Raw genomic sequence first — 21,699 nt, forward strand, 5'->3', positions numbered from 1 at the left:
TTGTGTCCGGGCTGTTTCAATGACAAAAGCCCGCACCATTCGTACAGGGATGTGGCAACAACGCCGGAAAACGGCGGCTGGGGGAAAAGATGATCGTCGTCGAAGACGTGCACAAGCATTTCGGCGGGTTTCATGCGGTGGACGGGGCATCGCTGGAAATCCAAAAGGGCTCGATCACCGGTCTGATCGGGCCGAACGGTGCCGGAAAAACCACCCTGTTTAACGTGATCGCGGGTGTCTTGCCGCCGACCAGCGGCAAGGTGGTGATGGATGGTGAGGATATCACCGGCCTGCCCCCGCATGAGCTGTTTCACAAGGGCTTGCTCCGCACCTTCCAGATCGCGCATGAGTTCTCATCGATGTCCTGCCGCGAGAACCTGATGATGGTGCCCGGCGCGCAATCGGGTGAAACGCTTTGGAACACATGGTTCGGACGCAAGCGTATCGCCGACGAGGAACGCGCGTTGCGGGCTAAGGCGGACGAAGTGCTAGAATTCCTGACCATCGAACACCTGGCCGACCACAAGGCCGGTCAGGTCTCGGGCGGGCAGAAGAAACTGTTGGAGCTTGGCCGCACCATGATGGTCGACGCCAAGATCGTGTTTCTGGACGAGGTCGGCGCGGGCGTGAACCGCACCCTGCTGATGACCATCGCCGACACGATCCTGCGTTTGAACAAGGAACGCGGCTATACATTCGTGGTCATCGAGCACGATATGGATTTCATCGGCAAGATCTGCGACCCGGTCATCTGTATGGCCGAAGGCAAGGTGCTGGCCGAGGGCACTCTGGACGAGATCAAGGCGAACGAGCAAGTGATCGAAGCCTATCTGGGCACCGGCCTGAAGAACAAAGACAAGCTGGAGGCGGGCGCATGAGTGACAACCCCTACCAGGACGACAAGGGCAACAAGGACGCCTCGATCACCAACCCGCACGGGGTCGGCACCATGACCCCCGCGCATCGCAAAAGCGGTGAGACGCATCGGGTTGAGGGCGGCCCGTTCCTGATCGGTGACACCATGACCGGCGGCTATGGCAAAGGGCCCGACATCCTCCATGATTGCACCATCGCTGTCGACAAGGGTGAGATTGCGGTGATCGTCGGCCCCAACGGCGCGGGCAAATCCACCGCGATGAAGGCCGTGTTCGGGATGCTGGACGTCCGTTCGGGCGCGGTGCGGCTGGATGGCGAAGACATCACCGCGCTGACCCCGCAGGATCGCGTGGTGCGCGGGATGGGCTTTGTGCCGCAGACCTCGAACATCTTCACCTCGATGACGGTGGAAGAGAACCTTGAGATGGGCGCTTTCATCCGCCGCGACGATATTTCGGGAACGATGGAGCAGGTCTATGACCTGTTCCCCATCCTGCGCGACAAGCGCAATCAAGCCGCCGGAGAGCTGTCAGGTGGTCAGCGCCAACAGGTCGCCGTGGGCCGCGCGCTGATGACTCAGCCGAAGGTGCTGATGCTGGACGAGCCGACCGCCGGGGTCTCGCCCATCGTGATGGATGAGCTGTTCGACCGGATCATCGAGGTTTCCCGCACTGGCCTGCCGATCCTGATGGTCGAACAGAACGCCCGTCAGGCGTTGGAGATTGCGGACAAGGGCTATGTGCTGGTTCAGGGGCGGAACGCCTATACCGGCACGGGCAAGGAACTGCTGGCCGATCCCGAAGTGCGTAAGAGTTTTTTGGGGGGGTGAGGATGCGATCAATTTACCCAATTGCACTCGCTACCGTTACAGCCAGCCCTGTATTCGCATTCGAAGAAGCAATTGACTATGCGCTCACGTTGGACTGTCGAAGCGTTTCAGTATGCGAAATCGACGGTGAGTGCAAAAGTATGGCGCGCGCCCTTCATTTTCTCTTGGTCAGACATGATGGAAATGAGGGTGCCTATTTGGGTCATTCGCCCGCCGAGAATGGCTACTATACGAGAATTCAGCTTCTCGATGATGGCTTACACGGGAAACCCAACCACGACTTTTCGACATCAGTACCCGACGATCACGCAGTTGACTTTCGAGGCGGTGACGAGTTCGAACTCGAAAGCGGCGTGCTGTTTCTAGCTTACGTTCCACGCGGATACGAATGGATCGAGCGGAACTTCAAAAATTCCGGTCTCTCCGAATTTCTCGTAGAGTTTCAGGGGTGTGAAAGCAAATAATGGACTTCCTCAACGCCCTTGTGGCGCTCTCCAACTTCGTTCTTGTTCCCGCAATCGCCTATGGCAGCCAGTTGGCGCTGGGTGCTCTGGGGGTGACGCTGATCTACGGCATCCTTCGGTTCTCGAACTTTGCCCATGGCGACACAATGGCATTTGGCGCGATGATTGCGGTACTGGTGACTTGGGGAATTCCGTTGCTGCTTGCTTGGACCCTAGAAAGTCAGTTTGGCTTAGTTAACGGGGTTATGTCTTGGTTTTTGACCCCATTCGGAGTGATGGGCGGTCCGCTCCCAACCGCTCTCGTCGCCCTGCCGTTTGCCATTCTGGGCTGTATCGTTTTGGTGCTGATCACCGACCGTCTGGTTTACAGATTCTACCGGGAACAAAAGGCCAAACCGGTCATTCTGGTGATCGTGTCCATGGGCGTGATGTTCATCATGAACGGCCTTGTGCGGTTCATCATCGGACCGGATGACCAGCGTTTCTCGGACGGTGCGCGGTTCATCGTCTCGGCACGGGATTTCAAAGCGATGACCGGGCTGCGCGAGGGGCTGGCGATCAAGACCTCTCAGGGCATTACAGTGATCGTGGCCGTTGTCGCCGTGCTGCTACTGTTCTGGTTCCTGAACAAAACGCGCACCGGCAAGTCGATGCGCGCTTATTCGGATAACGAGGATCTGGCGCTGCTGTCGGGCATCAACCCCGAGCGGGTGGTGATGATCACATGGATCATCGTCGCGGCACTGGCGACCACGGCGGGTGTGCTTTACGGCCTCGACAAAAGCTTCAAACCCTTCGTCTATTTCCAGCTTCTGCTGCCCATCTTTGCTTCGGCCATCGTAGGTGGCTTGGGCAACCCGATCGGGGCGATCGCAGGCGGGTTCATCATCGCGTTTTCCGAGGTCACGATCACCTATGCCTGGAAAAAAGTGCTGACCTATCTGGCGCCTGAAAGCCTTGAGCCGTCGGGCTTGGTTCAGCTTCTATCCACCGATTACAAATTCGCCGTCAGCTTCGTCATTCTGCTGATCGTGCTTCTGTTTAAGCCGACAGGCCTGTTCAAAGGGAAAGTGGTATGACCGAGACTGTCAAAAACACGCTGCTTTTCGTTGTCGTCGGCGGGCTGATCCTACTGACCGGTTTCACGCAAAGCTGGAATGCGGCAATCCTGATCCTGAACATGGGCCTGATCTCGGCCATCATGTCCATTGGCGTGAACCTGCAATGGGGCTTTGCGGGCCTTTTCAACGTCGGTGTCATGGGCTTTGTCGCGCTGGGCGGGCTGGCGGTTGTGCTGGTTTCAACCCCGCCAACGCCCGGAGCGTGGTCGGCGGGTGGCTTTGGCGTCGCGCTTGCCCTGCTGCTGGGGGCGGCCACGGTTGTGGCTGCGGTGATGGTAGCGCAGAAGATGCCCAAAGGGCGTGTGCAGACGCTGGCGATCATCGGCATCCTTGTCGTCGGGTTCTTCGTCTACCGCGCGATTTTTGACCCCAGCATCGCCGCGATCGAGGAAATCGATCCCGCCGTGGCAGGCAATATCGGCGGTCTGAACCTGCCGGTCCTGCTGGCATGGCCGGCCGGAGGTTTGCTGGCCGCGGGTGCCGCGTGGCTGATCGGCAAGACCGCGCTGGGTCTGCGTTCGGACTATCTGGCGATTGCAACGCTGGGGATTGCAGAAATCATCATCGCGATCATGAAGAACGAGGACTGGCTGGCCCGTGGGGTCAAGAACGTCTACGGCATCCCGCGCCCCTCGCCCGTTGTCGGTTATGAGGTCGAGCTGCAGCAAGACCCTGCGTTCATTGCACGGGCTGAATGGTTTGGCATTGATCCGGTTACGGCATCGACGCTTTCGGTCAAGCTGGGCTATTCGTTGCTGTTCCTCATCGTGCTGCTGGTGTTGCTGTGGATGGCACAGATGGCACTGAAAAGCCCATGGGGCCGCATGATGCGCGCCATTCGCGACAATGAGGTCGCGGCCGAGGCGATGGGAAAGGATGTCACCCGCCGTCACCTGCAAATCTTCGTTCTGGGATCCGCCATCTGCGGCATAGCGGGTGCGATGATGACCACGTTGGACGGGCAGCTGACGCCGGGCACTTACAACCCGCTTCGCTTTACCTTCCTTGTCTGGGTGATGGTGATCGTTGGCGGATCGGGCAATAATTTCGGGGCCGTTCTGGGCGCGTTCCTGATCTGGTTCCTATGGGTTCAGGTCGAACCCATCGGATTGTGGCTGATGAACCTGATCACCGCCGGAATGCCAGATGGAAGCGCGCTGAAAACGCATCTGATCGACAGTGCGGCCCATATGCGGCTGTTTACCATGGGCCTGATTCTGCTCATTGTTCTCAGGTTCAGCCCAAGGGGCCTGATCCCCGAGAAATAGACGCGTTTCTCGCAGAATTTATCAAACCGCCCAGGTCAAACTGCGCGGTTTGTTGATTGTTGACGGTTTGTTTTGTAGACGACCCTTTACCAATTCCGGTTTGGCAGGATGACCGCAATGTCCGGCCTGTTGGATTGGCAAACCTACCAACACCAAGTTAACCATTGCATAATTTGTTGAGGCACCATGAACCGACCACTCAGAACCGCTCTGGTCATGATCCCGCTTGCGGCCATATTGACCGGATGTATCCCTTCGCCCGAAGATCTGGAAACCACTCCGGTTCAGGTCCAGACTCCGAAAGGTGTGGTGACCTGCCAGCTGTACCGTCATGACCGGGTGACCTGGGACCGCGCCATTGATTTCCCCGCCACCAAAATGTCGGTGGCAGAGGCGGACAATTACTGCCGTCAGGAAGGTCAACGCCGCCTGAAACGTTGATCGGTTCAGCGCCCGTACACCCGGGCGCTGATCTCTTTCGTTAGCGATTGCGGAACAACCCGCCCAGAATACCGCGTACGATACGGCGGCCGGTTGTTCCCTTCAGCTCTTTGATCACCGCCTCGCTCATCGCCGTTGCAAAGGTGTCTTTCTGGCGCGACATCCGGGCGGATGACCGGCCGACGCGACTGCCGGAATAGCGGCGTGCCGAGGCATATTCCCGTTCCATCGGGCTTTGCTGTTCCAGAGCATCATCTGTTTCGGCCGCTGCCGCAGCCTGTGCAGCCGCATCAGCGCGCGCCTGCAAAATCTCGAAGGCCGATTTACGATCCACCGGCGTCCCGTATTTCGCCTGCATCGGCGATGCATCGACAACCGATTGGCGCTGCGCTTTGGTAATCGGCCCAAGCTGCGAGCCCGGTGGCCGGATCAGTGTCCGCTCGACCATGCCGGGAACGCCCTTCTTCTGCAGCATCGAGGTCACCGCTTCGCCAACGCCCACTTCGCGGATGGCGGCTTCGGTATCGAAGGCAGGATTCTCACGATAGGTTTCAGCAGCCAGACGCAGGTTCTTGCGATCACGCGCGGTGAAGGCCCGCAAGGCGTGCTGAACCCGATTGCCAAGCTGGCCAAGGATGTCTTCGGGGATATCCGCCGGGTTTTGCGTGATGAAATAGACGCCAACACCTTTGGAACGGATCAATCGGGCGACCTGTTCCACCTTGTCGACCAGCACTTTGGGGGCGTCCTCGAACAACAAATGTGCTTCATCGAAAAAGAAGACCAATCTTGGTTTCTCGGGGTCCCCAACCTCGGGCAACTCCTCAAACAGCTCGCTTAGCAGCCATAGCAGGAAGGTCGCATAAAGACGCGGCGCACCCATCAGTTTGTCCGAAGCGAGGATGTTCACCATGCCGCGCCCTGCCTCATCGGTGCGCATCAGGTCCGACAGTTCCAGCGCCGGTTCACCAAACAAATTCGTCCCGCCCTGATTCTCGATCACCAGCAGCCGTCGTTGAATGGCTCCGATCGAAGCTGTCGAGACATTACCATAGCGCAGCGACAACTGCGCCCGGTGCTCGCCGATCCAGACCAACAACGCCTGCAGGTCCTTAAGGTCCAGCAGCGGCATCCCTTCTTCATCCGCGACGCGGAAGGCGATGTTCAGAATCCCTTCTTGCGCCTCGCTCAGCTCCAGCAGCCGCGACAGCAGCAGCGGCCCCATCTCGGTCACGGTAGTGCGTACCGGATGGCCCTGTTCGCCGAAGAGGTCCCAGAACGTCACCGGGCATGCCGCGTAGGAAAACGTGTCAAACCCGATCCGGGTCGCGCGATCCTGAAAGGCCTGGTGCAGCTTGTGCTCCTCACTGCCCGGCAGCGCCAGGCCGGACAGATCGCCTTTGACATCGGCAAGAAAAACGGGAACACCAGCCTGCGAAAAGCCCTCGGCCAGAATTTGCAAAGTCACAGTTTTGCCGGTCCCGGTTGCCCCCGCGATCAAACCGTGGCGATTGGCATACTTCAACGCAAGCCCCTGCGGGTGCGTGTAACCTTCGCCCGCACCGCCAATAAATATCTCGTTTTCCATTCAATACCTGTTCCGAAGTCTACGATCCGCCCCAAGCATACAAAGTTAACCTTTGGCTGCGAGGGTAAATCTGGTCTCGTTTCGGCTTGCGCTGTGACGGGGCCATTTCCTCCCTGTCGACTGGCCGTGCCTTAGGGCACGGCTTTTTTCCGAAATATGACAAATTTCGGGCCTGTTGGTTCAATTTCTTCGGGATAGCAGTTGACCACCGGTGTCCCCTTTCGTAACGTCCGTGCATAAATAAGTCGGCCAGTCCGACGGGGAGAAAATTTTCATGAAGGGGGCCGCTCCACCGGCTCCCTTCTTCTTTGTGCCAACACTGTTTCGGCTTGCTTTCGGCAAAAAAGCGTCCATTTCCACTTTGGCCCTGCGGTTTGACACTGACACCAAAGACGCGTGGTGATAGACCGGGCAAAAAGCTGGATCAGCAATATGAGGCATTCATGATCAGGAAACTTCTTCCCCTTACTTTGGTGGCTGCAGGATTGGTATCCGGCGCAGCCTTCGCGCAGGAAACCACGGACGCCCCCGAAAGCGGGGCTGAGGTTGGCAGCGGACTGGATCTGGGTCAGGCCGGTCCCCGGATTGGTGAGCAATATGTGCGCGAACAGGCCGGTGACTGGAATGTCTCGTGCATCAAGACAGAAGGTGATGAGGATCCCTGTGCCCTTGTGCAGGTTCTGAACAACCAGCAGGGTGATCCGATTGCCGAAGTCTCGATTGGCAAGCTTCCCGCAGGTGGCGCCGCAGTGGCATGGGCCAACGTGGTCGTGCCACTTGAAACGTTGCTGCAGGCGCAACTGGCGCTTTCGATCGATGGCGCACCGCGCAAACTGTACAACTATCACCACTGCGTCCCGGTTGGCTGCGTGGCTCAGCTTGGTCTGACCCAAGGCGACATCGATGCGATGAAAGCGGGTTCCAAGGCGGTTCTGTCACTGGTTCCGGCGCGTTTCCCGGATCAGATTCTGAACATGGATATGTCGCTCAGCGGGTTCACCGCAGGCTTTGACGGCGTAAATGTGTCCGTCCAATAAGCGTCCAACAGTCTAGCGAGAAGCCGCCGTTCCGACACGGCGGCTTTTTTATACCCGCTTCAACGCCAAGACAGCGTTCAGGCCCCCAAACGCAAATGCGTTGCTCAGCGCGACATCCACCTTGGCCTCGCGCGCCTCGTTAGGAACCACATCCAGCGCGCATTCCGGGTCGGGCTCTTCATAGCCGATGGTGGGCGCAATCACCCCATCCCGCAGCGCCATAATACAGGCCAGCAACTCGACCGCGCCGGTCCCTCCGATCAAATGGCCGTGCATTGATTTCGTGGATGAGATCATCAGGTCATCGGCATGGGGGCCGAACACGTCAGCAACCGCCGCGCATTCCGTCTTGTCGTTTGCCGCTGTTCCGGTGCCATGCGCATTGATGTAACACACATCACTGGCATTCAGCCGCGCATCCTGCAGCGCCCCGGCCATCGCGCGTGACGCCCCTTGTTTGCTGGGCATCACGATATCAGCCGCATCCGAGGACATTGCAAAGCCCACGACCTCGCACAGAATATCTGCGCCGCGCGCGCGGGCATGCTCGTATTCCTCGAACACAAAAATACCGGCACCTTCGCCTTGTACCATTCCGTTGCGGTTGGCGCTGAAAGGCCGGCAAGCGTCTTTCGACATGACCCGCAACCCCTCCCACGCCTTGACTCCGCCAAAGCACAACATGGATTCCGAACCGCCCGTGATCATCGCAGGCGCAGCCCCACTGCGGACCAGCTGAAAGGCCTGTGCCATCGCGTGGTTCGAAGAGGCGCACGCGGTCGAGACCGTGAAGCTGGGGCCTTTGAGGTTATGTTCCATCGAAACATGGCTCGCGGCGGCATTGTTCATCAGCTTCGGAACAACAAAAGGGTGAACCCTGTTTTTGCCATCTTCGTAGACCGAGCGGTAATTGTCGTCCCAGGTCGACACTCCTCCGCCAGCGGTGCCCAGAACCACGCCAGACCGTGCGGCTGTCTCGCCGGAAAACACGATGCCCGATTGTTCAATCGCTTCTTTGGCTGCGGTCAGGGTGAACTGGGTGAACCGGTCGTACAGTGTCATCTGTTGACGGTTGAACCGCCCCTCGGCCTCGAAACCGCGGACCTGGCCGCCAATCTTGATCGACAGACGGTCCACATCCCGGAACTCAAGCTCGGAGATGCCGCAACGGCCCTCGCGCATCGCCTCCAGAGTATCTGGCACGGAATGGCCCAACGAATTGATGGTGCCCGCACCGGTAATGACAACGCGTTTCATGACCCGGCGTCAGACCTTTTCCGCCACAAGCTTTTCGATACCCGCGATGATTGCGGCGACATTTGTGATATCGAAATCGCTGGCAGTCGGTTCATTGGCATTGAAGGGTACCGAGATGTCGAACTCTTCTTCGATGGCAAAGATGCTCTCGACCAGACCCAGGCTATCAATGCCCAGATCTTCGAGCGTGCTTTCGGGCGTCACATCCGAAGGCTCCAGCACAGCCTGTTCGGCAATGATTGCAATGACGCGGTCGCTGATGCTCATGTCGATCCCCTGATTTTCGCGTTGGGGATGATTTAATCACTCGGCGGCTGTTTGAAAACAGCCTTTTTCAACGCCTCGACGTCACGGGCCATACGCGGCAGACGGCGTTGCGACTTGTATATTTCAGTATGGCTTTCCATCTTGATACCGGGATAGCCCATGATCACACGGCCAGCGGGCACATTTGACAGAATTTTCGTGCCACCACCGGAAATAACCCCGTCACCGATGAAAATGTTGTCGACCACCCCAGTCTGACCGCCCAGCACGACGTTATTGCCAATCTCAACCGACCCGGACACACCGGTCTGCCCACACAGCAGGCAATCGCGCCCCACGCGGGTGTTGTGGCCCACATGCACAAGGTTATCCAGCTTGGATCCGCTGCCGATCACCGTATTGCGAATGGTGCCATTGTCGACGGTGCAGTTCGATCCAACCTCGACGTCGTCACCGATCTCAACCGCGCCCAGCGAGTGGATACGCAGCCAGCTTTGCGCCTTGGCATCGCCCTGATCCCCCAGCGTTTTGCGGGCATTTTCCGCGCCCGAAACCTCTGGTGTCACATAGCTGAATCCATCGCCACCGATACGAGCACCCGGCTGCGCGGTAAAACGATCTCCGATCTGGGCGCGTGCGCCGATGCTGACCATTTCGCGCAGCAAGGCGTTTTCGCCCAGCACCACGTCCATGCCCACCACGCAATGCGCACCAATCAGCGAACGCGCCCCGATCCGGGCCCGGGCGCCAATGACTGCCAGCGGGCCGATGGAAACGTCCGCACCGATCTCGGCGGTCGGGTCAATGACAGCCGAGGGGTGAATACCCGGCTCAATCCCCTGCCCCCGGTCCAGCATCGCGGTGATCCCGGCCATCGCCATCCGCGGGCGTTTCACGAAGATCGCGGCTTCAAGCCCCAGCGACTGCCAATCGGCCCCGTCCCACAAAACTGCAGCACGCGCAGCCCCGTTTTCCAGCGTTTCCGCGTATTTCGGCGACATCGCCATCGCCAGATCGGTCGGCCCAGCATCGCCCGGCTCGGCGGCGCGCAGGATGGTCAGGCCGGTCTGACCGGCGGCCTCGGCCCCAATGGCTTCGGCGATTTGCTCAACGGTGAACTGCATGTTCGGGCTTCCTTGGTGGCAGGACGTGCCCCCGTGATTACCCCTGAACGTCCGGCAGGACCACCCCTGCCTTTTGTAGCGCATCCCAAATCTTGGCGTCGCGGTCATAAACGTCGCGGCGATACTGCACCTCGCCCTTCGGGCCGACATAGGCGGTGCGATAGATCAGATGCACCGGCACATGCTTGTCCAGTTTCACAGTCGTCTCCTTGCCCGTATTCAGGACACGGTGGAAAAACGCTTTGGGGTCTTCTTCTTGTTTGGCGAGCAGCGCATAGGCAAATTCGAACGGCTGTGCCAGACGGATACAGCCATGCGAGAACGCCCGAACCTCGCGTGAGAACAGAGATTTCTTAGGCGTATCATGCAGATAGATGTTGTACTTGTTGGGGAACATGAACTTCACCAAACCCAGAGCGTTGCTCTGACTCGGTGGCTGGCGCATCGCAAAAGGGAAGTTCCGTGCGGTAAACTGGGTGAAATCCACAGCACCGCGATTAACCTGCCGCCCGCTGCGGTCGGTGATCTGAATATGGCCAACAGCGTTCGGGTTCGACTGCAGTTTGGGCAAATATTCCTTGGTGATGATCGAGCGCGGGACATACCAGCTTGGGTTGATCACCATATGCTCCATCACGTCCGAGAACTCAGGACTGCGGCGGTCATGGGTGTTCTTACCGATCACAGCGCGCGTCTCGAAGGTGACCTGGCCGTCATCAACGATCTTGGCCGAGAAATCCGCCTGATTCACCAGGATGTGGCGCTCGCCGCGGTTTTCGGGCAACCAGCGCTCCCGCTCGAGGGCGACAAGGACCGCTTTCAGGCGATGGGATGCTGGCCGGTTGACCTCGGCAATGGTGCCTTTCCCGGCTACGCCATCCGGCTCCAGCCCATGGGCGGATTGAAAGGCCTGCACGGCGGCGATCAGGGCATCGTCATAGACCGGACTTGCGGTGGGCTTCAGATACCCCATGGCAACCAGCCGATTGCGCAGCTTGATCACGCTGGGCCCTGAGTCGCCGCGCTCCAACTTGGCGGCGGGAACGGTTTCCCCCCAGCCCCCCTGCGCGATCAGGTCTTCCAGCTCACGCTTGTGCTTCATCAGCGCCCGGTACTGCGGCGTCTGCGGCATAAGTGTCTGGATATAGTTCGTGCTTCCTGCAGCCGTAAGACGATTGAGATGCTCTTCAGCCGAGCGCCTCTCGACCTTGCGCACCAGCCCGGCGTCAACCTTCGAAGGGGTGACCGTGCCAGATTGCAGATCGCTGGCATACCGCAGGAAAACGCGCGTCATCTCTGCCTCAACCAGCCCAAGATCACGCGTTGTCCGCGCCTGCTGCATCTGCTGCAACAGAGACTGTGCATCATACCGGGCCGCGGGCAGGCCATGCAAATCGGTTGTCGATAGCGCTTTGATCAGCGCGGCGCGTCGCTGCTGATGTTCAGGTGTCTCGCCGACCCAAATCGGGTCAAAGCCGTTGCTGCGATAGAACTCGGCCACGCCCGGCGCCGAGGCCGTATGTTCAGCAACGGCCATCTGAAAGGCCGTGCTTTCGACACCAGCCTGCGCTGCGGGCGCTGTCGATGCGAGCAGAGCAACCAGTAATACACGGGTACGAGATACAAGTGACATAAGATGGCCTTGGTTATTCAATGACTTGGCGCGCATAACTCGGGCGCGTCCAAAGATAATGTTAAGCGGTGGGCCGCTTGTCTATTCACAAATGCATCACCGAGGGGCATCTTTTTCGCCGTGGTGCGCGTTTGCATCGGGCCGGGGCTAAATGCGTCAAATCCAAGCATACTTGCATCAGTTGCGCAAAAAACTGCCGAAAATTCCCCCTTGATTTACCTGCGACCAAAGAATTCTTGGCTGTTGAATCCGACTGTGCCATAAAACCCGCATCTGGGATGGGAAAAAATTAAGATCGCGCGCGTAACATCGTGCGCAGGCAGGAACAGTACGGGACGAAACAGAAAATGACCAAGAGCAGTGCATCGGGCGTGACCCGGCGTGCCCTATTGGGCGCATTCGCAGCAACGGCAGTCGTCGCAGCTCCGACCTATTCCAAAGCAGCGGGATTCCTTCGTGGCGGCGGTGATATTCGCCGCATTCGCATGTATTCGGGTCGCACTGGCGAACGTATCGATATGATATATTGGGTTGACGGCAAGTACATCAAGGACGCTGTCAAAGAAGTGAACCACTTCATGCGCGACTGGCGAAATGACAAAGTCAAATCCATGGATCTGCGCACCATCGACATTATGGCTGCCGCGCACAACATGCTGGACGTCAGTGAGCCTTACATGCTGCTCTCAGGCTATCGGTCGCCACAGACCAACGCGATGTTGCGCTCAAGATCACGCGGCGTTGCCAAAAACTCACTCCACATGAAGGGTCAGGCCGCAGACCTGCGCCTGTCATCCCGCTCGGTCTCTCAGATGGCCAAGGCCGCTATGTCGTGCCGCGCTGGGGGCGTTGGACAGTACTATCGCTCGAACTTTGTCCATATGGATTGCGGCGATATCCGCACATGGCGCGGCTAACCAACGCGTTCTTGCTGTTAATGAATGTTGCCCCCGCAGATTATTCTGACGGGGGTTTTGTTTTGCCTGTTCGTATGATCAGTCAGAAGGGGTAAATGGCGCGCCCAAGCGGTGAAACCTCGAACACTCCAGATGAACTCTTCGAAACCCTCTCAGACTGGGAAGCACAGCTAAAACACATTGATATTCCTGAGTTTTCAGATGGTCCGGAGGCTGGGCCATGAAAGAAATCAGGAAAGATCATCCAGACAAAACTCTGCGCCTTTCAGACGAAATGCTGGCTACAGCGCTGCAAATTCCTGAGGAGGATAGCGCTAAGCAACAAAGCCCAGCACCTTTTTCGATCCGCTTCACATTCGAAGAGCGCGCAAAGCTTGAGAGAGCAGCGGGAAGTAAACCGCTCGGTGCATTCATTCGTGAAAAACTCTTTGAGGGTGATCTGACACCGCGCCGCACACGAGGGCATGAACCAATCAAGGACCACAAAGAACTCGGGCGTGTTCTTGGAGCGCTTGGCGCAAGCCGTCTTTCCAGCAATCTGAATCAAATCGCCAAGGCCGCCAACATGGGTGCCCTACCGGTAACGCCCGACCTAGAAGAGAAATTGCAGACAGCGTGCGATGAAATTCGCAAAATGCGAACAGATTTGATGAACGCGCTCGGGTTCTCTGAATCGAAGGAGCCATCATGATCTTGAAAGGCTCACAACGCGGCGGCGCACAGCAACTAGCGCGGCATCTGATGAATGCCGAAGAGAACGAGCATGTTGAGGTCTATGAGCTGCGCGGCTTCGCGACGGAAGGCTCCCTTCGCAGCGCTTTGCAAGAAGTCGTTGCCATCTCTAAAGGCACACGATGCCAGCAGATGCTCTTTTCGCTGAGCGTGAACCCCCCTGCGGAAAAAAGTGTGCCCATTTCCAGCTTCGAGGCAGCAATCGACCAAGCCGAAGAGAGGTTGGGACTGTCTGACCAGCCGCGCGCTATAGTCTTTCATGAAAAGGAAGGGCGGCGTCACGCGCATGTCGTCTGGTCGAGGATAGACGTGGAAGAGATGAAGGCGATCAACCTGCCGCACTTCAAAATCAAACTTACCGATCTCTCAAAACAGCTTTACCTGGAACATGGTTGGGACCTGCCGGACGGCCTGCTGTACAAATCAGCGAAAGACCCTCTCAGCTTCACGCGAGAGGAATGGCAACAAGCAAGGCGTGCAAAGCAAGACCCGAAGGCGCTCAAGGCGATGTTCCAGGAATGCTGGCGATCCTCTGACGGACGCGTTGCGTTTGAGAAAGCCCTTGAAGAGCGCGGGTTCTATCTTGCGAACGGCAAACGCGGTTTTGTGGCACTGGATTACAAGGGCGAAGTCTACGCTGTCTCCAGGTGGACAGTGCAAAAGACAAAAGATCTGAAAGCCAAGCTAGGCGATCCCGGTTCGCTTTCGAGTGTCGATCAGACAAAAGCAATGATCGCAGAACGCATGACCGTTCTGATCAAGCGTTACATTCGTGATGCGGAAGAGGCGTTGAAGGCTAAGGAAGACAACATCCGCCAGCAGAAAGCCCGAATAAAGGAACGCCATGTCACGGCGCGTGAGAAACTCAACGAACAACATGCGCGGCGTTGGGTAGAGGAAACCAAAGTCCGGTCAGCTCGTTTCCGCCGGGGTGTTGCGGCCCTCTGGGATTGGATCACCGGCAAATCCAGGAAAACGGCAAAAGAAAATGAGCAAGAAGCGCTTCAGGCAATGAAGCGTGACGATAAGGAACGCGAAGATCAGCGCCAGGAACAGCTCGAGGAGCGTCGAGCCCTGCAAGATCAACTGAACGAAGCGAGAGAAAAGCACCGCAATGAGGTTACCGCCTTGCGTTCAGACGTAGCTAGTTATCTCGATGTCCGTGGTGAAGACGCCGCGCTTAATTCCGACAGACCTGTTGCATCCGTCGACAAGGAACGATCCGTCAAAGATCGTGAGCGTGATGAAGGCTTCGAACTGTAGCCTGTTCCCCGGAGCCGCCATCGCTGATGCCGTCTAAGGGGCGGCTGAGGTTCTGCGTCAAGGGTGCGCAGCGCCTTCCTGGAAGGTTCCCTTGATGCAGGTTCTCGGCTGTTCCAGGCATCTATCTGCGATATCGGAGACGGGGAGCAATATGCGTGCCTGTTCCCTGGTGAGCCCAAAGCTCTCTTTCTTCTTGTTCTACCAACCCAAAACACTGATCAGCGCATGATCTCCTGACTGAGGTTATTCATGGCCCGACCCACTGAGCCTTCTCCTTGCGAGAGTGTGTGACGGGAGCCGGAAAGGCTCCGATGGTCGGGGCTTCCTGAACGACCAACAGGAGGATCACATGAGACTGATCACAAGATTTGAACTGGCAAAACTGAGTGAAAGGCAACTGCATGAACTGCTCCGCAGCACCTTTAACGCTCTGGTTGCTTCCAGCGCGGGTAGTCCGGAGCGCCGCAATGCGCGCGCCAGTCTTGAAAACATTCAGGCAGAACTGCACTGCAGAATGCGACTGACGTAAACAGTTCCCCGCAGCCTTTCATGGCTGCGGGGTCAATATCTACTCGGAGAGACCGCCATAGCGAGCACGAGATAGCTGACCTACAGCCACAGGCGTCACCGGATTTGATGCAAGCTGGAAGACTAGGTTCCAAGACAAGCCGGGGCGTGCTTAGACCAAAGTGTCGACAAGTTAAGAACTATGCCGCTCGGATGCTAAGTCACCAGATCAAGCGGTAGGTCAGAAATGTCTCTCAGGCGCTTACCTTCAACCATGGTATCCAATAGCTCAAGCGTTTCTTCTCGCTTTTGTTCAACTAGAGCTTCACGAAGTTCGTACAGTGCAAAGTGATAGACGCAATCAATATCCCCTGTCCCCAATGCAAGCGAGGCAACACGTCCAGGTGTAGGTTCACCTGTTATGACTGCAATATGCGGAAGTCGTCCTTTGCGGTTCCGAACTAAATTTAACCCCTCTGATCTTGCATTTTGAGCTCTGTCGCTTCGCAAGGTCCATTTGCAGCTTATCGATGCATGAAGGATGTCTTGGTCCTGGTTCAGTTTACGCAAGCTGCTAAGTCTAGCGGTGTCGTTATCAACCAGGAACTCAGACGCATTGATGGTACTGTCGTATTCGGGGGAACGGGCGACTACGATATCAGGCTTAATTAGGTAGTCAGAGCCGAGCGCAGTGGCAATTTCCCGGTTGGATTTCGCAATTGCTTCTAAATCATCTAAATGCGCATATTGGTCAAAAGTCGCGATGGCGCCCCCCTTTGAAACAGCGAATGTACCGGGGCGGAGATGCTTCATTCTATCAAAACAAACACCAACAAAGCTTGCGCACACACCTTCAAAATCTGCGCCGGCTGTTTGACCTGGAAGTTTTGGTGCAGTTTTAGCAGTGCCAAGCTGATCTAGGATTGACCCAGCTATTGCCACGCTGGGGCGACTGGATTTGTCTGCGTTGCTCGGGATGCCTTTGTCGCTCTTAGTGAGGATGCTGTCTAAGAGCGTTGCGTGAAATTCTCTCCTAGCTTTTGTGAGCCATGCTTCTTCCATTAGGCCACCACCTGAACAGATCTTCTCACAGACAACGCCTGACGGATGTTAATAGCTACGGCTTTTGCAACTGGCGGCGGGAAAGCATTTCCAACTTGACGGTAAGCTGGAGTTTTCTTACCGGAGAATTCCCAATGATCTGGAAATCCTTGCAAACGTGCGACCATACGGACGGTTAGACGGGGCATTCCCACAAAATCATGAGCTGGCGGTTCATTTGCGATACCCATCCCGTCAACACCAAGCGTCGCCCAAGCGCGTTTAGCCCGAGTGGGTCCTAAGTCGGGCCCTCCATGCTTTTTCGAACCGCCGACTACTGTTGGCGCAATCTCGTCAGCCGTGTTGCGCCACCGATCAACACCCTTCCACCCGTTTTCTGACATGAGATCGTGTAGTGTTTCTCCAACGGTGGGTGCATTTTCGCCAGATGGCACGGGCCAAGAGAAGTGTTCGGCTTTGTCCTCGCGAATGGCCACAATAACAACCCGAGGTCTCAGCTGCGGTACGCCGAAGTCAGAAGCGTTGAACAAATGCCATTCAGTTTTGTAACCGAGTTTTTTGAACTGACGTTTAAGGTTTTGGCGATAGTCAGCAAACACCGCATCCAAAAAACCTCTTACATTCTCGATCATAACGGCCTGCGGGCGTACTTCATCCACGACGCGCAAGGCTGCGGGAAACAGGTTCCTTTCATCTGCATGCCCAAGTTGCTTCCCAGCTACTGAAAAAGGTGGACAAGGTAACCCACCGGCCAATAGATCGACGCCTGAGTACGGTCGACCATCAAACTCCATCAGATCAGACTGTTCACCCTGCACCACGTTCCAATGAGGTCGGTTCAGCACCAACGTGTTGCGGCAATGGTTGTCGATCTCTACGAGTGCTTCATGCTCGAAATTGGCTTGTTCTAGGCCAAGGGCTTGTCCGCCCGCGCCCGCGCACAGTTCGATGGATGAGAGTTTTGCCTGCATGTTTTATCCTCTTTAGACTATCATAACCTTGTGGCGTGGCTAGTGAAAGAGACGATATATGGATATCCACACTCAAATGTTCGTCTTTCGTTTCGGGCGAACGAGCCATTATTCTGCGCTTTGACCGGAAGTTCACAGCTGTTCGAAGCTGTTTTTCAGGATTCCACCACTGATGGCCTTGGATTTCATCGGTTTCGATGAAGGTTTATCAGTGCTTTGCAGGTTCAACGGTAAGGGTTTAACGGTCAGCAGCAAGCTGATAATCAGCCCAACATATAGGCAGTTACACAGTGCTTGCCGCGAGATCTTGCTTCACTATGAGTTCGCGTTAGGGTAGAATGTCAGCATAGCTATTTGAAACGGCAAGACGATATTGAATACTCATAATAGTGAAGAAATCCTTGGAGTCTCGTGTGAGCTAGGCAGTGACGGTTGTGTTCACATCATTGTTGATGATCTATCAAGTGATTTGCAGGCAATCATTAGAGATAGACTTGCAGAGATTTGTCACGGTGTTGCCAAGGCATCAAGGAACAGCACTCTATACTCCTACAAAAAAACCGTGAATTCATTCCTGAAAAGGTATGATTCAAAACCCGCAAAAACCAAGAAGGGTATGGTCGGGGAACTGCTAACACACGTGTTATTCTTGCATTTTTTTGGTACTTACAAAGCGGCATCCCCAAACTTCAATATGGAAGAAGAATCTATCAAAAAGGGCTTTGACTTAGTTCTGATAAACGGTGCGACAAGCGAGGTATGGTTTACGGAAGTGAAGTCTGGAGAGTGCGCCGAAGCTAAGCCATCTCAAAAACTTGGTAGCCTGCTTTCGGTCGCCAAGGCCGGTCTGAAAGAAAATCTTGCCAGCGACAGAGAAACGCTATGGCACAATGCTGTAAACGGCGCAGCGATATCAATGAAGGCGGGAAAGCTGAAAGACAAGATCGAGTCTATTCTGGAAAGCTATGCCGAAACCGCTACAGAGCAACAGAATAAGAGTGAAGACTTTAACGCAATTTTGGTGGCCGTGTGTTTCACTGCTGACGCGGTAAAGGCCAGCTTCAATGAGTTTAGTGAGAAACATCGGCACCACTACGAAGCGGCTGAGTTCAAGAACTTGATATCCCTATCTATACAGAAAAGCACCTATGGAGCCATGGAAGCCTTTTTGAGGAAGGAAGCCGAAAATGGCTAAGGCACCTCTTAGAACTATTAGAAATACGGGTTTGTTCGATTTGTATAGGCGCTTAGTCTCGGGCGAAAAGTTGACGAGTGCTGAGTACACCAAATTGCTTGCGGTGGCGGTCATGCTGTTAAACGAGCCTGAGACAGTCTCAGCGGCCCTTGGCTATAGGATTATTGTCTTATACTCAAATCGTTCGGGTGACTATGAACCGCTCTACGACGTCGCGTTGTCGCGAGGTTTCATGCCAGTTGTCCACCGAGCTTCAGTTGCTTCACTAAGTGACATGGGGAGTGATCATTTTTTTCCGACCTACTTTAGTGCCTTGATAGACCAATACAAAGACGGAGAAATGGTATTCACAGAGCAACAAGTTGAGCTCAATAGTTTCTTTTTGGAAAGTGATGATGATGACGTGATTGTGGTTGCGCCAACATCGTATGGAAAATCTGAATTGATCGCTAGGTACTGCAAGCGAAACATCAGCCATAACATCTGCGTAGTAGTGCCGACAAAAGCCTTGCTTGCTCAAACAAAACAAAGGCTGCTGTACAGTATGGGTGCCGATGATAATCGCCGCGTCATAACTCATGCGGAAATGTTTCACGGAGGCGCAAAGAAGATTATCGCAGTTCTCACGCAAGAGCGCTTGCTTCGCTTCTACACGCAACACCCAGGATTTTACTTTGACACATTGTTTGTCGACGAAGCGCATAACCTGCTCGGGGACGACCCGAGGGCGTCGTTGCTTGCAAAAGTTGTTATTTTACACAAGAAGTTATCTGCGAATTCCACTGTCAAATTTCTAACACCATTCTTGGCAAATGAGAAGAACATCCACCCGCGTTATGTGAGAATGGATCCAAGCAATTTTCACGTTGAAGAAAGCCTTAAAACCGAATTGTTTCGGTTGGTAGACTTTCGAACTGGAAGACAGAAAAACTATGACCAGTTCTTTGATGAGTTCTGGGGTATAGAGGAGTTGGAAGTCGAAAGCATTGAAGATTATGTAATTAGAAACTCCGCTGACAAGAATATTGTTTTTTTCAATCTTCCGAAGAAAATTGAGAAATTTGTCCGTGATTTTACGAGTTCATTGGAAAAAGCTCAATCAGATGCTCTCGATCGAGTGTGCAAAAATATATCTGATTTCTTGCATTCAGAGTACCTGCTTGTTGATGGGCTAAAGAAGGGGGTTTTATATCATCATGGTTCAGTTCCTGACATCGTCAAGCTCTATGCAGAACGGGCTTATTCGGAAATTCCGGAAATAAAGTACATAGTATGTAATTCTACGTTGTTGGAAGGAGTGAACATCCCGGCAGCAAAAATGTTCCTATTAGAGATAAAGAAAGGAACAAGAAACCTGTCTCAACCTCAGTTTCGAAATTTGGCTGGCAGAATCTGTCGGTTTAGCGAGATTTTTGACCCCGCTGGCGGCGATCTACGTATGTTGGAACCGGAGATAACGCTGGTTGGTTCGGAAAAGTACGTAGGAGAGAAAGCCAATCTGGAGAAGTTCTTGAGGTCAGTTGCAAAAGTTGATGCCAAGCTAAAAGAACCACTGGACAATGTGCTTCTTGAAGAAAAGGTTATTGAGGACGCAGACGAAGATGAAAAGCGCGAAGCTGATGAGTTTCTAGAGACGGTTTTACCTGGGGTGACCGGACAAAGTGTATCAAGCCCCGCAACTCAAGTTGGTAAAGTCTGTTTGTTGAACAACATTTCAGAGATCGACATTTTAGCGCATGAAGTAGAGATGCAGAATGCTCTGAACTCTGTGGATGGGCTTTTATCTACTTCAAACGAGATTCTTGACATCGTCTCGAGGGTTTTTGTGCCGTTTTTTAAGCCTAAGGCTACTCTTGACGTTGTTCGTCGGTTGGGAGAGGAGAACGCGCGAAAGTTTTACGCTATGTTGATCGATTGGCGCATAAAAAACACTTCCTATCCGGAAATGATAGCAAACTTTTTGCGTTATTGGTCCGAGATGGGCGAGGATGAGGTGTATGTCGGTAAGTGGGGGGAATTTGCGCGTGAAGGCTCTTTCCGACCCAGCTGGGTTCGCATCGGCGACAAATCTCATTCAGAACAAGTGAACCTCGCTATCGTCAGGATCAAAGAAGAACAGGATGTCGTCGATAACTCCATCATGAAATTTGTCGAAGTTCTGCATGATCTGGGCAAGTTACCTGAGAATCTATATTTGGAGATCAAGTACGGAACTGTGGATTCGGAGAAAATCCGGCTTATCAACAACGGACTAAACTCTGCTTTAGCGAGCCGGTTGGTTGATGTTTATCCGGAATACGTAGAGTCCGCTGATGGAGCAGAGACTGTTAACATTAGGCCAGAATTGATAGAAAAAATGAGGGAAAACGGCGAGAACGAGATACTCGTTTTTGAAGCTGGACTACACATGGGGCTGCGACATGACTTCATTGGATAAGGCTAAGGTATTTTAGGTGTGTCGCTTTGGCCGTTGTCCATCTTCGGTAAGATGGCGGCATCCAATCCGCGCAGGGTTGGTCAGGGATGCAAGGGGCACGAAGGCCTCTGCTCGATGGGATGGTTCCAAGGTAAGGGTAGCGCGAATGCTCCCTTCCTGGTCTCCATGAAATGGTCAGGATTTCACAAGGGCAGGAACGCCCTTTGATCGATGGGTGCAGGGAGAGCGAAGTCTCCCGCGAGTGGTTGATCGGCGATACGATCTCTGGCTCTGCATGGGTTCAATGCCCTTAAAGAGCCATGGCCGGGGGGATGCAACGGGGGCGCGCAGCGGGTCCCCTTGCCAAGCGTTTTGTAATACAAAACACAGCTTGCGCATCGCGTTATTGCTGAAATCTGGGCTTGAAGCGACATAAGCGGACAAAGTTCGAACTCAGTCCCCCTTCGACTTGCGACCTGGAATCCAAGGTAGCCATTTAGACATGGGCTTTGAGGCGTATTCGCATACTTCCCGATAATGATAGGGAAATCCTAGATCGAGCTGAAACTCTTCACCATAGAACAGTCGTTTATATGGTTCCCCTCCGTAGTCAAAATGGAGGAAAATGTGCGGTTTGTTGGTAAGCGGTGCGCCGATCACACGTCAGCGGTGTAATTCCAGGGCATCAGGCTGCTGATTTTGGACTGTTTGTGCCCATTTACGATTGCGGT

Annotated in this window: 20 protein-coding genes; 13 read left to right on the plus strand and 7 right to left on the minus strand. The window is 54.9% G+C overall.

Going from position 1 to position 21,699, the window contains the following annotated elements; genetic code table 11:
* The first annotated feature begins 89 nt into the window (after positions 1-89).
* The 6 genes from ACR0KM_RS15015 (at position 90) to ACR0KM_RS15040 (ending at position 4,999) form a co-directional block, all read left to right on the plus strand.
* On the plus strand, positions 90-878 hold the full coding sequence (locus tag ACR0KM_RS15015) for an ABC transporter ATP-binding protein (RefSeq protein WP_480859307.1): 789 nt from the start codon (positions 90-92) through the stop codon (positions 876-878).
* On the plus strand, positions 875-1,705 hold the full coding sequence (locus ACR0KM_RS15020) for an ABC transporter ATP-binding protein (protein ID WP_480859305.1): 831 nt from the start codon (positions 875-877) through the stop codon (positions 1,703-1,705). Before ACR0KM_RS15015 ends, ACR0KM_RS15020 begins: the two co-directional genes overlap by 4 nt.
* A 2-nt stretch (positions 1,706-1,707) precedes the next feature.
* Complete coding sequence (locus tag ACR0KM_RS15025; RefSeq protein WP_480859303.1) at positions 1,708-2,169, plus strand: hypothetical protein; 462 nt, start codon at positions 1,708-1,710, stop codon at positions 2,167-2,169.
* The gene (locus ACR0KM_RS15030; protein ID WP_480859301.1) at positions 2,169-3,248 is read left to right on the plus strand and encodes a branched-chain amino acid ABC transporter permease; all 1,080 of its coding nucleotides are present in this window, start codon (positions 2,169-2,171) and stop codon (positions 3,246-3,248) included. The genes ACR0KM_RS15025 and ACR0KM_RS15030 overlap by 1 nt, the downstream gene beginning before the upstream one ends.
* The gene (locus tag ACR0KM_RS15035; RefSeq protein WP_480859300.1) at positions 3,245-4,558 is read left to right on the plus strand and encodes a branched-chain amino acid ABC transporter permease; all 1,314 of its coding nucleotides are present in this window, start codon (positions 3,245-3,247) and stop codon (positions 4,556-4,558) included. The genes ACR0KM_RS15030 and ACR0KM_RS15035 overlap by 4 nt, the downstream gene beginning before the upstream one ends.
* 186 nt (positions 4,559-4,744) lie before the next feature.
* A complete protein-coding gene (locus ACR0KM_RS15040; protein WP_480859298.1) occupies positions 4,745-4,999 on the plus strand; it encodes a hypothetical protein in 255 nt (84 codons plus the stop codon).
* A gap of 40 nt (positions 5,000-5,039) precedes the next feature.
* Here ACR0KM_RS15040 and ACR0KM_RS15045 read toward each other — a convergent pair whose 3' ends face one another.
* A complete protein-coding gene (locus ACR0KM_RS15045; RefSeq protein ID WP_480822311.1) occupies positions 5,040-6,587 on the minus strand; it encodes a helicase HerA-like domain-containing protein in 1,548 nt (515 codons plus the stop codon).
* 443 nt (positions 6,588-7,030) lie between these two features.
* Here ACR0KM_RS15045 and ACR0KM_RS15050 point away from each other — a divergent pair, with 443 nt between their 5' ends.
* A complete protein-coding gene (locus ACR0KM_RS15050; RefSeq protein ID WP_480859296.1) occupies positions 7,031-7,624 on the plus strand; it encodes an invasion associated locus B family protein in 594 nt (197 codons plus the stop codon).
* 48 nt (positions 7,625-7,672) lie between these two features.
* Here the strand turns inward: ACR0KM_RS15050 and ACR0KM_RS15055 are convergent, their stop codons facing one another.
* The 4 genes from ACR0KM_RS15055 to ACR0KM_RS15070 are packed head-to-tail and all read right to left on the minus strand — an operon-like array spanning position 7,673 to position 11,905.
* A complete protein-coding gene (locus ACR0KM_RS15055) occupies positions 7,673-8,881 on the minus strand; it encodes a beta-ketoacyl-[acyl-carrier-protein] synthase family protein (protein ID WP_480822315.1) in 1,209 nt (402 codons plus the stop codon).
* 9 nt (positions 8,882-8,890) lie between these two features.
* A complete protein-coding gene (locus ACR0KM_RS15060) occupies positions 8,891-9,148 on the minus strand; it encodes an acyl carrier protein (protein WP_480822317.1) in 258 nt (85 codons plus the stop codon).
* Positions 9,149-9,180: 32 nt separating this feature from the next.
* Positions 9,181-10,272 (minus strand): UDP-3-O-(3-hydroxymyristoyl)glucosamine N-acyltransferase, encoded by a 1,092-nt coding sequence (lpxD, locus tag ACR0KM_RS15065; RefSeq protein WP_480859294.1) that lies wholly within the window; start codon positions 10,270-10,272, stop codon positions 9,181-9,183.
* A 37-nt stretch (positions 10,273-10,309) separates the two neighbouring features.
* Complete coding sequence (locus ACR0KM_RS15070) at positions 10,310-11,905, minus strand: L,D-transpeptidase family protein (protein ID WP_480859292.1); 1,596 nt, start codon at positions 11,903-11,905, stop codon at positions 10,310-10,312.
* Between the two features lie 347 nt (positions 11,906-12,252).
* Between ACR0KM_RS15070 and mepK the strand changes: the two genes are divergently transcribed.
* From mepK to ACR0KM_RS15090, 4 genes are all read left to right on the plus strand, one after another.
* Positions 12,253-12,822 carry a peptidoglycan L,D-endopeptidase MepK gene (gene mepK / locus ACR0KM_RS15075; protein ID WP_480822323.1) on the plus strand — a complete coding sequence of 190 codons (570 nt, stop codon included), beginning with the start codon at positions 12,253-12,255 and terminating at the stop codon, positions 12,820-12,822.
* Positions 12,823-13,042: 220 nt separating this feature from the next.
* On the plus strand, positions 13,043-13,513 hold the full coding sequence (locus tag ACR0KM_RS15080; protein WP_480859289.1) for a hypothetical protein: 471 nt from the start codon (positions 13,043-13,045) through the stop codon (positions 13,511-13,513).
* A complete protein-coding gene (locus ACR0KM_RS15085) occupies positions 13,510-14,817 on the plus strand; it encodes a relaxase/mobilization nuclease domain-containing protein (protein WP_480859287.1) in 1,308 nt (435 codons plus the stop codon). The genes ACR0KM_RS15080 and ACR0KM_RS15085 overlap by 4 nt, the downstream gene beginning before the upstream one ends.
* Positions 14,818-15,166: 349 nt before the next feature.
* Positions 15,167-15,346 carry a hypothetical protein gene (locus tag ACR0KM_RS15090; protein WP_480859286.1) on the plus strand — a complete coding sequence of 60 codons (180 nt, stop codon included), beginning with the start codon at positions 15,167-15,169 and terminating at the stop codon, positions 15,344-15,346.
* Between the two features lie 194 nt (positions 15,347-15,540).
* Here the strand turns inward: ACR0KM_RS15090 and ACR0KM_RS15095 are convergent, their stop codons facing one another.
* Both ACR0KM_RS15095 and ACR0KM_RS15100 read right to left on the minus strand, forming a co-directional pair.
* Positions 15,541-16,386, minus strand: a complete 846-nt coding sequence (locus ACR0KM_RS15095; protein ID WP_480859284.1) for an NgoMIV family type II restriction endonuclease — start codon at positions 16,384-16,386, stop codon at positions 15,541-15,543.
* Positions 16,386-17,357: a DNA cytosine methyltransferase gene (locus tag ACR0KM_RS15100; RefSeq protein WP_480859282.1), complete on the minus strand. Its 972-nt coding sequence runs from the start codon at positions 17,355-17,357 to the stop codon at positions 16,386-16,388. Before ACR0KM_RS15100 ends, ACR0KM_RS15095 begins: the two co-directional genes overlap by 1 nt.
* A 373-nt stretch (positions 17,358-17,730) precedes the next feature.
* Between ACR0KM_RS15100 and ACR0KM_RS15105 the strand changes: the two genes are divergently transcribed.
* Positions 17,731-18,552, plus strand: coding sequence for a Hachiman antiphage defense system protein HamA (locus ACR0KM_RS15105; protein WP_480859280.1), 822 nt, complete (start codon positions 17,731-17,733; stop codon positions 18,550-18,552).
* Entirely contained in the window at positions 18,545-20,989 is a 2,445-nt protein-coding gene (locus ACR0KM_RS15110) for a DEAD/DEAH box helicase (RefSeq protein ID WP_480859278.1), read from the plus strand. The genes ACR0KM_RS15105 and ACR0KM_RS15110 overlap by 8 nt, the downstream gene beginning before the upstream one ends.
* Positions 20,990-21,699: the final 710 nt, after the last annotated feature.

It is taken from the genome of Ruegeria sp. G10 (assembly GCF_056533645.1).

Coding starts and splice junctions, on each gene's coding strand:
- lpxD (WP_480859294.1), bottom strand. CDS start 10,272: ATGCAGTTCACCGTTGAGCAAATCGCCGAAGCCATTGGGGCCGAGGCC.
- ACR0KM_RS15060 (WP_480822317.1), bottom strand. CDS start 9,148: ATGAGCATCAGCGACCGCGTCATTGCAATCATTGCCGAACAGGCTGTG.
- ACR0KM_RS15045 (WP_480822311.1), bottom strand. CDS start 6,587: ATGGAAAACGAGATATTTATTGGCGGTGCGGGCGAAGGTTACACGCAC.
- ACR0KM_RS15015 (WP_480859307.1), top strand. CDS start 90: ATGATCGTCGTCGAAGACGTGCACAAGCATTTCGGCGGGTTTCATGCG.
- ACR0KM_RS15090 (WP_480859286.1), top strand. CDS start 15,167: ATGAGACTGATCACAAGATTTGAACTGGCAAAACTGAGTGAAAGGCAA.
- ACR0KM_RS15040 (WP_480859298.1), top strand. CDS start 4,745: ATGAACCGACCACTCAGAACCGCTCTGGTCATGATCCCGCTTGCGGCC.
- ACR0KM_RS15085 (WP_480859287.1), top strand. CDS start 13,510: ATGATCTTGAAAGGCTCACAACGCGGCGGCGCACAGCAACTAGCGCGG.
- ACR0KM_RS15095 (WP_480859284.1), bottom strand. CDS start 16,386: ATGGAAGAAGCATGGCTCACAAAAGCTAGGAGAGAATTTCACGCAACG.
- ACR0KM_RS15110 (WP_480859278.1), top strand. CDS start 18,545: ATGGCTAAGGCACCTCTTAGAACTATTAGAAATACGGGTTTGTTCGAT.
- ACR0KM_RS15055 (WP_480822315.1), bottom strand. CDS start 8,881: ATGAAACGCGTTGTCATTACCGGTGCGGGCACCATCAATTCGTTGGGC.
- ACR0KM_RS15070 (WP_480859292.1), bottom strand. CDS start 11,905: ATGTCACTTGTATCTCGTACCCGTGTATTACTGGTTGCTCTGCTCGCA.
- ACR0KM_RS15050 (WP_480859296.1), top strand. CDS start 7,031: ATGATCAGGAAACTTCTTCCCCTTACTTTGGTGGCTGCAGGATTGGTA.
- mepK (WP_480822323.1), top strand. CDS start 12,253: ATGACCAAGAGCAGTGCATCGGGCGTGACCCGGCGTGCCCTATTGGGC.
- ACR0KM_RS15100 (WP_480859282.1), bottom strand. CDS start 17,357: ATGCAGGCAAAACTCTCATCCATCGAACTGTGCGCGGGCGCGGGCGGA.
- ACR0KM_RS15030 (WP_480859301.1), top strand. CDS start 2,169: ATGGACTTCCTCAACGCCCTTGTGGCGCTCTCCAACTTCGTTCTTGTT.
- ACR0KM_RS15080 (WP_480859289.1), top strand. CDS start 13,043: ATGAAAGAAATCAGGAAAGATCATCCAGACAAAACTCTGCGCCTTTCA.
- ACR0KM_RS15035 (WP_480859300.1), top strand. CDS start 3,245: ATGACCGAGACTGTCAAAAACACGCTGCTTTTCGTTGTCGTCGGCGGG.
- ACR0KM_RS15020 (WP_480859305.1), top strand. CDS start 875: ATGAGTGACAACCCCTACCAGGACGACAAGGGCAACAAGGACGCCTCG.
- ACR0KM_RS15025 (WP_480859303.1), top strand. CDS start 1,708: ATGCGATCAATTTACCCAATTGCACTCGCTACCGTTACAGCCAGCCCT.